Origin of the sequence: Anaerobiospirillum sp. NML120449, assembly GCF_023051105.1 — a bacterium.
In the GTDB taxonomy this organism is placed as follows: Bacteria; Pseudomonadota; Gammaproteobacteria; order Enterobacterales; family Succinivibrionaceae; genus Anaerobiospirillum.
The window spans coordinates 167,642-181,753 of the sequence record NZ_JALKIL010000003.1 but is presented as its reverse complement, the minus strand read 5'-3'; the positions used below and the strand labels follow the sequence as shown (position 1 = coordinate 181,753).

4 protein-coding genes are annotated in these 14,112 nt (G+C 53.6%); 2 read left to right on the top strand and 2 right to left on the bottom strand.

Annotated elements, in window-relative coordinates; all coding sequences use genetic code 11:
- Positions 1 to 666 precede the first annotated feature (666 nt).
- Positions 667 to 1,773 carry a hypothetical protein gene (locus MXE41_RS01895; protein ID WP_247099163.1) on the top strand — a complete coding sequence of 369 codons (1,107 nt, stop codon included), beginning with the start codon at positions 667 to 669 and terminating at the stop codon, positions 1,771 to 1,773.
- A gap of 500 nt (positions 1,774 to 2,273) precedes the next feature.
- Here MXE41_RS01895 and MXE41_RS01890 read toward each other — a convergent pair whose 3' ends face one another.
- Together MXE41_RS01890 and MXE41_RS01885 are read right to left on the bottom strand one after the other, a co-directional pair.
- Entirely contained in the window at positions 2,274 to 3,515 is a 1,242-nt protein-coding gene (locus MXE41_RS01890) for an ISAzo13 family transposase (RefSeq protein ID WP_247099162.1), read from the bottom strand.
- A 559-nt stretch (positions 3,516 to 4,074) separates the two neighbouring features.
- Positions 4,075 to 5,649 (bottom strand): Na+/H+ antiporter NhaC family protein, encoded by a 1,575-nt coding sequence (locus MXE41_RS01885; protein WP_246977766.1) that lies wholly within the window; start codon positions 5,647 to 5,649, stop codon positions 4,075 to 4,077.
- Between the two features lie 1,066 nt (positions 5,650 to 6,715).
- Between MXE41_RS01885 and MXE41_RS01880 the strand changes: the two genes are divergently transcribed.
- Positions 6,716 to 13,984 (top strand): ATP-dependent RecD-like DNA helicase, encoded by a 7,269-nt coding sequence (locus MXE41_RS01880; protein WP_247099161.1) that lies wholly within the window; start codon positions 6,716 to 6,718, stop codon positions 13,982 to 13,984.
- Positions 13,985 to 14,112: the final 128 nt, after the last annotated feature.

Sequence of the window (14,112 nt, the reverse complement as noted above, 5' to 3'; positions counted from 1 at the left end):
TGTGCTATGTTCACAGCAACATCAGTATGTTATTTTCAATTTACACAGAATTTAAAAAGTATAAGCGCCATCATAAACCCGTACCCGGCAGCCCTGACCGCATCCTTTAGCAGCCCACTGCCTAAAGGCATTGCCCGGGCAAAGGCTTAAACTGATTACAAAAATCAGATAATCCCTTAATACTGCCTGTCAGACCTGTCTGCCTGTGACCATGCCCTTCTCTGTTCCTGCATCCTGAGAGTAGCGTGAGCCAGGCCTGCGTCATGGTGTGAAGCTGAGGTGTGAGGCGTTATGCGACTGTACCATGAGGTAACCATACATGTGCGGCTGGACAAGCCGACACCTTGGCGTGAGCCTGAGGTGTGGGGCGGGACAAGCCAACACCATGGCGTGAGTCTGAGGTGTGGGGCGGGACAAGCCAACACCAGGGTGTGAACCTGAAGTGTGGGGCGGGACAAGCCAGCACCAGGGGGTGAACCTGAAGTGTGGTAAGTGATGTGACTGCACCTTGCTCCGTCGCTGATTCTCAGGTATTGCTGACCTGTGCTCAGAAGCGGGATGGAGCTGTGTGCATGGGTGGCTGCTGCCGGGGCTCCTTATGCCGGAGCCATATATTGTAGCCTGTGAGCCTGATACTTGTTCCGATCTTCAGACGGAGGAGAACCTATGGCCATAATGCCTTTTGCCCAAAGAGCAATTACCACGGAGCAGGCGCATTTGCTGGTGCAGGCCTCTGATGGTGTATTTGAGCCTCTCATAGAGCGCTATGGTCTGTTGCCTTACCGTTACTTCGATTCCGTATACAAGGGGCTGATAACAACCGTCCTCTCCCAGCAGCTGTCCGACCGGGCCCTGCAGGCCATTGTCAGCAATCTCCCTGATGAGTACTTCACCTCATCTTCCTGGCTGCTAAGCCATATCGAGCAGCATGAGCGCTCCATGGCAGTCAGCGGCACCCGTATTATTCCCTTTTCCCAGGCCAAGATAACAGCACTAAAGTCCCTGCTGGACCTCTTTGACAGGGGAGTAATCACTGAGCGGTCCCTGATGGAGATGACCCGTGAGCAGCGTGCCCACATACTGGGCTCATGCAAGGGCATTGGTCCATGGTCACTGGACATGGCTGAAATGTTTATCTTCGCGGCTCCTGATATCTTTCCCCTTGGCGATCAGGGCGTACAAAATGCTGTCATGCTGCTGTTGGACATCAATGCCACCGGGCTTACCCGTCTTGATCGTCTTGATATCATTGCAGCTTTTCGTGACCGCATACGCTCACCACAGGTGCTTACCCTGGCTACCTTCTATCTGTGGGCCCTTAATGCAGATACAGCTCACCGTGAAAGCTTTCGCGCCCTTGCTGAAAGCTGGCGCCCTGACCGTCAGTCACTGGAGCTAAACTCAGACGCGCAGAAGCTCTCAGAAGCGCAGGACAGTTCATCAGACCACTGTCCATCACCAGGAAAAGCTGTCAATACACAGGCAGCTTCAGCATCAGCAGTCGGGGCAGCGGCGGTGTATGGCGGATCTGATGGAGCTCATGGTGCTCAGGCCGCTCATGGAGATCTGGCAGACCCACACCAGGCTTCAGATCCGGCCTCTTGCAATGGGGCGACAGCAGAGCAGCCTGAAAAGCCAAAAGTACGTAGAAAAAGCTGTGGCCGCCCCCGCAAAGGAGTCTGCAGCTCGCTTAATATTCTGACTGACAGCAGGCAAAACGGTAAGCTGTCCCTGCGTGCTGACTGGCAGACTCTGATAGAGCCAGGTGAGTAAGCCGGGCAACAGTGGGCGGAGCTGACTTTGAGCTGACTTTGGGCTGCCAGTGTTATGCGGCAACCAGACTGAGTTATATTAAACGTTTTATAAAGTGTTATTGTTGCAGTTATCCCCGTTACTGTCTGGCAGTGCAGCTGAGTCATAGAACATCCGGGCTGCAGGAGCTTCAAAGCTCTCAGGTTCTTAAGGCATGTTTTGCTTTGTAATAACCGTACAGGCAATGCTTCGCTGCGCCATGTTATTGCCGTTCAGGCCCGGTCGCGTCATTTCATTGCCGTTCAGGGCCGGTCGCGCCATTTCATTGCCGTTCAGGTCCGGTCGCGTCATTTCATTGCTGTTCAGGCCCGGTCGCGTCATGGCATGCAGTACGATGCAATGGCTCCACTGTGAGATTTGCTGATGACGACACTGCGGGGAGCATTATGGTCAGGACGGGTATGGAAGCAGTAATGTTATCAGGGCGTGAATGCAATGAGCTCTGAACAGTTGATTACGAATCAAGGACTGATGTCTGGGGCTATGGTGTAAAACCAGTCACCTTTCCATGAGGCTTTCCGGGTATTTATTTCCTTAAGATCCAGGTCAGAAACTCTGATGGTGCTCTTGCAGAGTGCTTCATCTTTCTGACTTGCGCTCTTAACACTCTTTGCCCCGGAGCAGCTGGCAATCAGGTCAATGATTACCTCAATTGTTTCAAGTGGACGTCCACGCCGGTTCATGGTGATAGATGAGACCATGCGATGCTCGATTTTGCGCCATTTTGAGGTGCCCACAGGATACTGGAAGAAAAACAGCTTCAGCCCTGTCTCATTTGCAAGTTTCTGAAGTTGCTCCTTCCACAGGCTGTTTTGGCTGATATTGCCTCCGCAGCTGTCGGCTGTAATCATCAGACTGGATGCATTTGGGTACATCTGGTTACCCATCTGAGTCCACCATTGAAGGATGCCGGATACCGCAAACTCAGCTGTGTCAGCGGTTATGCCAGCTTTTGCAAATCCCTTACTGGCATGGTCATCATATATCCCATCAGGACTGGCCTTCCACTCAGAAAAAACATGATCAAAAACAAGGTCAGGCTCACCTTTGTGATGTCCTTGAGTTCCCCTGTTCTGGAAGTTGCCAGCGTTTTCCTTTTCTTCTTTTTTCCTTACAGCAACAGAAATGACCGGCTGGCACTGTTTCATAAAACGCTTTGCAAAGCGATTTATGCGAACAAATTGCCTGTTTCTGTCCGCATCGGAAGAAGTAAGCGTAGTGCTCTTAGGATTCTCCTGTATGTCGTATCCCAGCTCCTCAAGAATCCTTCCTGCAGATACATGTGAAATATTAACCCCGGTATCCTTTAGGGAACTGGCAATATTTCTGAGGCTCTTTGTGGTCCATATCAATGGACTGGCAGTACTGCCTTTAGTGTCAGGATCAAGCATTTTACTTACTGCAGCAAACACCTCAGGATTGCCTGCACGGAGGGATTTTCTTCCTGCACCTGAATCTCTTACCTGTTGAACCATGTCTGGCCATTCATCAACTGGCTTGTTCTGCAGCTCCTTAAGCTCTTTTTTGCCCTTTGTGAGAGTGTTCATGGTGATGCCTGAGACCTTGCAGATCATTGACTGAGAGCCCCTTCCAATATGATTGGATAAGGCTGAAAGAATGATCCTTCTCTGGCGCTCATTGGTAGAGTGATATATCACATTAATCAGCTCAACTAAGGATGAGTCGGAAGTGCTTTGCTCCATAAACAGCCTCCATACTGGCCTGCATAACATTTAATGATATTGTATCGGTAAAGTATGTGTAATCAAATTGAATAGTTCGTATTCACTGTATTAATCGTGCCTGAGCACCAGCTGTGGCTGATAAAGTTCCAGTGTCACAGCCGGCTTTATTGTCTGTAAGGGCAGGGATTGCTGGGAGCGGTCTGACATGTGCAGGCTGAGGCCATGAGATGTCGCTCCTTGCATTTGATAGTCTGGCGTCAGGCGTACAGTATCCGGACGCTGGCGTCCACTTACAGGACGGGGCTGCCATCCGACTGTAGTCCAGATGTTGTTGTACTTGAGTCAGCGTACGGACGGGGCTGCCATCCGAATGTAGTCCCGATATCGTTGTACTTGAGTCAGCGTACGGACGGTCAGACGGACATTTCTGGCAGACGAGGGGCCGGTGAGGAGTGGCAGTCCAGTGGCCGGGAAGGCCGGGGATAAATTTGAGGCATGAAAAAAGCCGGTTCGGGGTTACCGAACCGGCTTTTTTGCTGCTGGACCGTGGTCCGGCAGGAGTTAATCCCTGAGGCTGTTATTTGGCTGCCTGGGCGGCTTCGTGCTGCTCGTAGGTTTCAAGCTTGAGGTTGCGCATGTGCAGGTAGGAGAGCACAGCGAGCATTACCACAAAACCGGTGCCAAGGCTTAAGAACAGATTGCCGGTAAAGCCTGCCACTACGTAGCCGCAGAATGCTGAGGAGGCAACAATCAGGGCAAATGGCAGCTGGGTGGCAACGTGTTCAATGTGGACACATCCCGAACCTGCCGAGGACAGAATGGTCGTATCCGATATTGGCGAGCAGTGGTCACCAAATACAGAGCCGGCCAGGGTGGCAGACAGGGTGATGGTGATGAGGGCACCGCTTGGGTCAATGGCCTGAGCAACTACAACCACGATAGGGATGAGAATACCGAAAGTACCCCATGCAGTACCGGTGGAGAATGAGAGGAAGCCGGCAATTACAAAGATGATGGCAGGCAGGAAGTTGCCCAGAACACCGGTGTCATTCTCAACGATGCCGGAGATGAACAGCGGAGTCTGAAGCAGGTCACGGCAGACGCCGGAGATGGTCCATGCCATTACCAGGATCAGGTTGGCTGGAATCATGGCCTGTACGCCCTTGAGCACGCCGTTCATGAACTGCTTTAAGGTCAGGAGACGACGGCCTACGAACATGATGAAAGCAACGATCAGGGCACCGAAGGAAGCCAGCACCAGAGCAGGACCGGCGCTGGTGTTACCAAAGGCAGCGCCAATGTTGTGATAGGCAGGATCAGTACCCCAGTAGCCGCCCACATAGAGCAGGGACATAATGGCAAAGATGATCAGGGCAACAATTGGGACAACCATGTCCAGAACGCCACCCTTGTCAGTTACTACGTCGATGTTCTCGTGCTCTTTGCTGGAAACACCGCTGGAGCCGTTCTTGATGGCATCGAGCTCGGCACGACGCATCTGGCCAAAGTCAAAATTGCCCAGAGCTACCAGAATAACCATGGAGATACACAGCAGAGCGTAGAAGTTCCATGGAATGGTAGATATGAAGGCCTGCATTTCAGACTCGAAAGCACCGGTGCTCTTGAGGTTGGAGCCTACGGCTGCAGCCCATGAGGAGATAGGAGCAATAATACAGACAGGTGCGGCAGTGGAGTCGATGATATATGCCAGCTTGGCGCGGGAGATACGGTACTTGTCTGAGATTGGACGCATAACGGTACCAACAGTCAGACAGTTGAAGTAGTCATCGATGAAGATGAAAGCACCCAGTATGGAGGTGGAGAGCAGGGCGCTCTTTCTGCCCTTGATCTTGCGGGTAGCCCAGTCGCCATAGGCGCGGGAGCCGCCAGCCATGGCTATTACATAGACCAGTGAGCCCAGCAGTGAGCAGAAGATAACAATGTTGAAGTCAACTTTATTAACCATCACTGTGAAGGCATTCTGGACTGTAGAGATAACCAGGAAGTCCTGGCCCATGCCAAGTGTGTAAATAAAGGTGCCTGTTAAAATACCGATAAGCAGGGAAGAGAACACTTCCTTGGTAATCAGTGCGAGCACCACCGCAATTACTGGCGGCAGGATCGACAGCGCACCGGCGTAATATGGTTCCATGATCGACCTCAAGCATATAGGACAAAAAGCTGAGCACCTCTCTTCAGGTGTCTCAAAGGAGTGCAGTTGCCTTATTTATCAAAATATGGACGCATCTGTCTCCCTGAAAATGCACCCAATTATAGCATGTAGCTAAGTTTCAGCCGGTTTTGCACGCATGTGGTGCAAAACAGATTTAATAACTTGATAACGGCCCGCTAAGTGTCAGTATTGCACAATTGATGTGCAAAAATCACAGTCCCCATCGATACCACTGCACAGTAAATATCCCGACAAATCCCGTAAATATGCCCTTTAGGCACCTTTACGCTTTGCTGCCTACCTTTGTTGTTAAGCAGGAGTTAAAAGAGACCCACTCATCTCACAACACCTCAGCCCACATCCACCATGACATTCCCAGTATGCTCAACTGCACCAGTCAGTCCAGCTTTCAATGTTGGCTCACCTGACAGCGCACTGCCTTGCATTACAGGCCATGGCGGGAGTACCTGCAGTACTGATCTCTGTCTGACCGGTCAGACTGACAGGGCCGAGGCTTTTATGCAGGGAGGAGCTGCTCTCACTGCCGTGCTGGATGTTGCCCGGGCATACGAACTCCAGTCCGGCTGGCTTATTGACGTAAAACCTGCATAAGCCTGATGCATACTTAAAACTGGTCCAGCCATGACCATCATCCTGCCAGCCCATGGCCATAGCCTGGCTCTGCCATATCCCTGACCTGGCTTAGCCATGACCATGACCTTGCTGGCATTACCACGAACATGACCAGGCTTAGCCATGACCAGGACCTTAGCTGCCGTTACCATGGCCATGACCAGAGTCGGCTCCAGGCCTGCTCAATGTCGGTAATAACCTTAATCATCCCTGTATGGAGGCATGCTGTGACAAAGGGGATGACTGCTCTGTGTCAGCCCCGGTGTCACGCATGTGGCCGTGCCGGAGGACGGGCAGGTATGAGCAGCCATACCTGAGTCTTAATCTTATAGGGGATCTGATGGGTCAGGGAGGGGCTGTTTGTGCTACATTAAGCCTTTTGTATTCTTTGTTTTGTGTTGGCTACTAAACCATGTCAGTTAAGTCTGAAGAAAGTCAGGACTATAAAGCGTCAGGCCTGCTTTCCCCTGAGGAAAGACCGGGCAGCTGCACCGTAGGCGCAGCACAGAGCGATCCTGTTGCCGAGGCGGCTCTCAAAGCCCTGCAGGATCGTGCTGACAGTAATGGTGAAGTAAGGGAATCAGCTCCTTCGGGAGTTAAAGTGGTCTGGAAGCTTTTTGTTCCTAAAGAGGAGACTAAGGTACCAGCTGACACTGACAGTAATGAGGATAGCAAGTACAGCAAAAAGGGCACATCCAGAGGACGGGGCCGTAAGGGAACAGGTTCATCTTACAGCCGTAAGAGCACCAGCAGTTCTTATGCAAAGTCCGGCAGCACATCTGCTTCGGGCAGCTACTCCCGCAAGAGCAGTACAGGATCAAAATCATCGCTGAGCAGGGGATCGGGCTACAGTTCAGGCTACAGTTCCAGCTACGGCAGTTCAGGAGGTAGCCGTACTCGCAGCTCCGGTGGTTATGGCAGCAACGGCTATGGCAGCGGTGGCTATGGCGGCAGCTATGGCAGTGGCGACTATCGCGGCAGCTATGGCAGCAGCCGCTCATATGGAAGTGCGGGCAGTTCATCTTATTCAAAGAGCCGCAGTTACGGCAGCTCTTACGGTGGCAAGGGCTTTAATGCCAGTGAAAGCAGCTCACAGGTTGCAGTATCCTCATATTCAGGTTCAGGCCGTGATTCATCAGATTCATGGCCTGGTCAGAGAGATCTTTTTGCTGGTCTACAGACCTCATCATCACCATTTTCCTCAGATAAAGGCACTTCCAGGCAGTGGACTGGATTTGGCAAGGGCAGCACAGGCAGTTCATCCCGTGGTCCGGCATCAGTGTCGACCAGCAAAGCCGCTGCTGCAAAGGCCGCAGCTGAGGGCAGTGGCTCTGATTTTATTGATCCGGCAGAGGAAAACTTTACCCTCATTAATCAATATGCCTATGACGGCCCGGTACCTGAGCAGGGCCGCAGGATTTCAGCCCGCGAAGCCAGATTTGGCCATGTAATTTCAGTAAGTGAGTTTGAACAGGCCCATAAAAGCAGGACCCTGTCCTGGATTGATCAGTCACGTGCCAGCTGTCCTCAGCAGGACAACGCATGGCCTGAAAGACATGCATCAGGCAGCACTACAGCTGTGCACACTCAGTCTCAAGAGTCGGCTCCAGCATCTGAGTCAGGTTTCAATGAGGGCTTTGCTGGAAACAGAGCTGCACAACACAGTACTGTAACTGACAGTACTGTCAGCAAGGAAGTTGCTGCAAATGACCATGCTGGCCAGAACCATGACAGGACCATGGCCCGTGACAGTGGCTGTGCAGGTGGCGGTGAGAGCGCAGCTGCAGCGCTGCATGAATCAGACACTTTTGAGTACACACCTTCACGCAGGGCAGACAGCCGGAGCAAAAGTATCATGGGTAAACGTACCGGCCTGGCAGCACGTATTGCGCTCAGGGAATATGGCATAACCAAATCAAGGCATGTTGTGACTTACAGAGGTGGTGAGAATACCTCTGAAGAAAGTGATGGCTTTGATATACCAGATAATGATGAAAAGGATCAGGCACAGTCAGCTGCCCGTTTAGATCACTCAGATGCAGGAGAGTCCGGCTCTGCAAGGCCACAGGATCAAGCCGCGCATGCTCCAGCAGAGCAGGCTCATCAGGCAGACTCATCAGCCATTTCCAGCACAGCTATGCCAGCCCATGCCGCAGGCGCAGCAGCCCATGCGCCCAATGCTGTGCCAGCCCATGCCGCAGGTTTATCAGGCCAGGCCGGTTCAGAATTGCCAGCTCAGGCTGACAATGGACCTCATGGGACAGCTGAAATGGCAATGGCCGGGGCAGACGGACAGAGTGCGAATTTAACAAACTTTGGAGCTGGTGCTGGCAGGTATGCAAAAGCGTCTGGCCGCAAGCATGGTGGCTCATCAGCAAGGTCTGAGCGTCTGCAGGCTCTGTCCCGTGGAACACGCACGGGATCGGCCCCTCCAAAGCAGCCCGACAGCAATCTGCTGGGCGGCAGCTACAGCATGCAGTCACTGCCACCACGCCCTGCAGGCAGGGGAGCTCCCGAGCACATGACTGCAGCTGCGGGTGTTGCCCGACCTGCAGGTCAGGCCGTACACCAGTTCAAGACTGGCATCAGCCATAATAAGACGGGAGGTGCACTTCAAGGCACAGCAGGTCATGGCAACGGTGTACGTCTGCCTTCGCAGCCTATGCTAAGTGGCATTGGTCGTGATGATTCTGATTACCAGCTGCCTCATGAAGCCCAGATACAAATGGCAGCCCGTGCTAAGTCACAGGCAGCTGCACAGACAAAGGCACCGGCTCATAGCCAGGCACCATACCAGCATCAGGAAGCGGCTCATAGCCAGGAGTCAGTCCAGCCTGCAGGGCACAATCAATCACGGACAGCTCAGCCATCTCAGCCTCAGTCATGGCAGCATCGCCCTTATCAGGGGGAGCATGATTATGAGACAGCCAGCAATTATGGCCCCGCATATCCCTCTGCACATAATTCAATCCCGGCATGGGGAGTAACTCAGAGTGCTGATCCTGGTAAGGCTGTCCCTTTGTCGGGCTCTGTAGCTCAGGCCTCTGGGGCATCTCAGCCTTTGCTGCAGCAAGTGCCTCAGGACCACTCTTACCCTCATGCTCAACAGCATGCCGGTGCTGACGGAGCGCCAGCTTTTTACCAGAGCTCTGAGGTACAGGTAAATGCCTGGCATGGCCCTCAGCAGACAGCTGATATGCAGGGCACAGGTGCGGGCGCTGCTGTAGCAGCTGGTACAGCCATCAGCTCAGCGATGAGCAGTCAGAATGGCACGTCAGCTCTAAGAGGCAGTAGCAGAGGAAATTCCGGTAAGGATGGATTTAATCCAGATCTGGCTATTGCCCTTGCGTCAGCACGCTCACAGCTTATGCCACATAAGCGCAAGGTACGCCGATCAATTGGCAGTGCTCCAGTACTGCCTCGCGCAGCATCTTTACAGTCAGCACAAAAGCCTGCAGCAGTGCCTGGCCAGTATGGTCCTGCAGCAGCTGCGGCTGCCCAGGCAAATGGCAATGGTCATAGCACTGCCACTGGTGCTGGCAATTGGTCCGGCAACAGCTACGGACAGGGGCAGGGCTCCTGGTCAGCTCCATCTGGTGCAGGGGAGCATGGACAGGGGGATGCGCCGTATTACAGGGGCGCGCCTCAGCCTTTTGCAGGTCCTACTCAGGGTGCAGTGCCTCACGGAGCGGCTGTCCGCAGTCAGAATGCAGGGTATCAGGACCCATCTGCTCAAGGAGCGGCTGTCCACAGTCAGGAGCCTGGATATCAGGGGGCTCCAGCATCTGCAATGCCATTGTCATCTGCAGCTGCATCAGGTGCACCGGCTGAATTTCAGAGCCGCCAGCAATGGCAGGCTCAGCCGCCGCATGGCCAGAACATGCCTGGCCAGAAGCTGCCAGGCCAGCTCGCCAATACCAGTATGCCTAATGGCCAGGTTCCTGATTATCAGGGACTGCCTCATGCATGCCCAGCAGGTGTTGAGCAAGGCAGTGCAGATGAGAGCAGATGGGCGGGCGCTGCTCAGGACAGTACTCATACACGTGGTGCAGAGGGCTCAGGTTCCGGTCATGATTATGGGGCTGGAACAATGGGTGGTGCCGCTCCTGCTGCCATGCAGCATGCAGCTTTTAATCAGACGGCTGTATCAGGATTTGATAAGGCAGGCGCGCCATTGCCTGGCGGTCAGGCGGGGGCCTGGGGATCTGCAGGTCCTGATGGATACCATGGGGCCGCCCTGGACGGCGGTCATGCCTTTGGTCCTGAGTCGGGATTCGGTGCTGGTTTTCAGGGCATGCCTGACACAGCCATGAGTGCTCAGGGATGCAATGGCCAGTGGCATGGTGATTTTGCTCATGCAGACACAGCCGCCGCTTCCCCTTTTGCCTCCTCAATGGGGGCGGCCCCAGGCAGGTACGCCGATTCTGGCAGGTACAGTCAGCCCGGTATGTACAGAGCTAATGAAATTGCTGCCAGTCACAGTATGTCTGCAGGGTCTGGTATGTCCGGAGCTCCTGGTATGTCCGCAGAACAGGGATGGGCATATGGAGCGGGAATGACCGGAGGACCGCGCATGGGCGGTGGTCCAGGCATGGCTGGTGTACCGGGCAAGGACGGAGGTCCAGGTGTGGCAGGTGGCCCAGGCATGGCTGACCACCGTGGTATTGGGGAGCCTGGTATGTCAGGTATGGGCAGCTGGGGCGGCGGTTCTGCGCCTGATGAGGCTGATGCATCTGCATGGCCAGAGGCAGCCTCAGCTGTGCCTGGTGTAGTGGGAGAGCCTGGCTTTTATGATCGTGAGGAGCTTGAAGGGCTTGTAGAGCGTGTCACCTATCACAGTGAGGAAAGCGGCTATTGTATTCTGCGCATTAAGGTAAAGCAGCTTCCTGATCTGATTACTGTAACGGGACAGGCCGCTTCAGTGACACCAGGCGAGTATGCCCGTGCCCGTGGTGTGTGGGTGGTTGATAAGGATTATGGACGTCAGTTTCGTGCTGAGAAACTGGAGATTTTCCCGCCTAATACCCTTACAGGTATTGAAAAGTATCTGGGATCAGGCATGGTTAAAGGTATTGGACCAGCCTGTGCGCGAATTCTGGTAGAGGCTTATGGTGAGGAGGTCTTTGATGTCATTGAAAAAGATCCCGAAAGCATGCTGGAGCTGCGCGGTATTGGCCGCAAGCGTGTAGACCGTATTGTTGCCGGATGGTCTGATCAGAAGGTTATCCGGTCCATTATGGTGTTCTTACACTCTCATGGCGTATCCACCTCCAAATCAGTACGTATCTTTAAGCGCTATGGACCTGATGCAATCGACAAGGTCACGGAAAATCCTTACTGCCTTGCAAGGGATATCAGAGGTATTGGCTTTAAGTCAGCCGATACCATTGCCCGCTCTCTTGGTATTGGTCCGCATTCAGAGATCAGAGCCAATGCCGGTGTAGCCTGGACACTGTCAGAGTTTTCCAATGACGGTCACTGCTGTGTGCCGCGCTGGCAGCTGGTAAAAAAGGCCATTGAGCTGCTGCAGATCCCTGAGGACATTATTGATAATGCCATTGATCATGAGATCAGAACCGGTGAGCTGATCTGCGCCAACCTGCCGCGCAAAAACTCCCTTTATCTGGCACCTTTATACCGCGCTGAGATACGTCTGGCTGAAAGTCTGGCAGATCTTTCCGAGGGCTTTTTGCCATGGCCGGAAATCGATCCTCAAAGAGCTCTGCCATGGGTGGAGTACAAGCTGGGCATAACTCTGGCCGAATCACAAAAGGAAGCGGTTGCAACAGCTCTGAGCTCACGTCTGCTGGTTATTACAGGCGGTCCTGGTGTAGGCAAGACCACCATTATCAAATCCATTCTGACCATTCTGAGCGTCAAGAACATCAAAATATCACTTTGTGCCCCTACAGGACGCGCAGCCCGACGCCTGTCTGAAAGCTCAGGCTATGAGGCCACCACGATTCACCGCCTGCTGGAGGTGGATCCGGCAACCATGCGTTTTGTCCGTGACAGTGACAATCCTCTGGACTGTGATCTGCTGGTAGTAGATGAGTGTTCCATGGTTGATATCCCAATGGCCAACAGTCTGCTTAAGGCCGTTCCGCCTCATGCAGCCGTTATTCTGGTAGGCGATGTCGACCAGCTGCCATCTGTTGGGCCAGGCGCCTTCCTTGCTGACGTCATATCCTCCATGTGTATTCCGGTAATTCGTCTTACCGAGGTTTTCCGTCAGGCCGCCACCTCATGGATTATCCGTATCGCCCATCAGATTAACCGGGGCGAAATGCCTGACTTTCCGGGCAAGGGCGTAGCCGGAGACTGCTATTTTGTCACCGAGGAGGATCTTGAGCTTATCAACAGCACCATTGTTGAGCTGGTATGTCAGAGACTGCCGCGCGCCTATGGCTTTGATCCGCTCAGAGAAATACAGGTGCTCTGCCCTATGAACCGCTCTGAAAGTGGAGCCCGTGCGCTTAATCTAGCTATTAAGGCTGCACTCAATCCGGCAAACGAGAACAACAGTGTGGTCAGATACGGCACCACCTTCAGTGTGGGCGACAAGGTCATGCAGATCGAAAACAATTACGATCGCGAGGTCTATAACGGCGATATGGGCTTTGTAACAGGCATCAACTTTGAAGATGAGGAAATGACCATTAATTTTGAGGGTAATGAGGTGGTCTATCCTTTTACCGAGCTTGATGAAGTAGTGCTGTGCTATGCCACAACCATTCATAAATCTCAGGGCAGTGAATTTCCTGTTGTGGTCATGCCGGTGACCATGCAGCACTATATGATGCTGCGCCGCAACCTCATTTATACAGGCGTTACCCGTGGCAAAAAAATGGTAGTGATGGTGGGGCAGAAAAAGGCCCTCGATCTGGCTATCCGCGATTTGCGTACAGAAAAGCGCAACAGCGGCCTGTGTGACAATATCCAGAAGCTTCTTTACGAACCTGATCTGGTGGAAATAGCCTTTTCCAGCGACTCAGGCCCTGCCGGCCCTGACTCAAGTGAGCTCATTGCCGCAGCAGATGCCGCTGCCGCAGCTGCCGCTGCAAATGAACAAAGCAACGGCGCTGACAGCACCTTCAGGCAGATAGTGGGCGGCAAGCGGGCAGGCAGCAAAGACGCTGCTGAGCAACCACGTAAGCGCCGCCGCCGCACCGCCGACCAGATCTCCCAGGAGGAGGCAGCATCAGCATCGTCAGCCACTGCCGGTGCAGCGTCTTCGTCCGCCACTGCCGGCGCAGCGGCCGCACCAGCGGCAAGTGCGGCTGCAACCAGCAGTGGGGATGATTCATCTCAAAAAGGTAGCGATGGCAAGTCAGAGACAGGCACTGCAGTGCGCAAGGCTCGTGCTGGCAGGAAAAAGGCTGCAGCGAGCTCTGCCAATGCGACAGCTGCGGCCCCAGGATCGGCTGCAGGCGCGGGCGCTGCCGGTACAGCCGCCTCAGCGTCGCCAGCAGCCGCTTCTGAGTCTGTGCTTGACTGGGGTGGTGATGCTGACTTTGCAGCAGCGGCTGCAGCGGCCTTTGCCTGGGGCGACAGCGTAGAGGAATTTCACAAAAGGCAGGCGGCTCAGACAGCTCAGACTGCTCAAACAGCACCTAAGCGCAAAAGGGGGCGTCCAGCAGGCAGCTCAAAGAAAATCAAAGCTGCAGAGTCAGCACAGTAACCGCTGTTTCTGTAATTATTGCTTTATAAATCGCAAAAGACAGCATTTATGACCATGGATCAGCATCTGATGGCGCTTGTCTTTTTGTCTTTGCTGCTGGCATAAATTGCTGTCTGTCTCAATTGGCA